Genomic DNA, 300 nt, shown 5'->3' with positions numbered 1-300 from the left:
GATCGGGGAAGAAAAATGGCTGAAGCTGTCCGACGCATTTATACATGGAAATGAGCAGTCTAAAATGGAATTGCAGGTTCAGATCCTTAATATCAACAATGGGCATAACAGCCAGTTAATGGAGCGGTGCCCTGTCCTCAAAGAATACGCGGTCCTGGTCGGAAAGGTAAAGTCCTACCGCGGGGAGATGAATTTTGAGGGGGCGGTTAAGCGGGCTGTGGACGAATGTATTGAAGAAGGAATATTGAGAGAGTTCCTGATGACGAGGAGGGCGGAAGTAATGAATTCAATCCTGACGGA

1 pseudogene is annotated in these 300 nt (G+C 47.7%); it reads left to right on the top strand.

The features are described from left to right. A pseudogene (locus KTH89_RS24765) lies at positions 1-300 on the top strand (hypothetical protein); the annotation flags it as partial.

This window comes from Diplocloster agilis (assembly GCF_019042275.1).
GTDB lineage: Bacteria > Bacillota > Clostridia > Lachnospirales > Lachnospiraceae > Diplocloster > Diplocloster agilis.
Note: the sequence above shows the minus strand (reverse complement) of the source record. Positions and strands in the feature narration are given on the sequence as shown.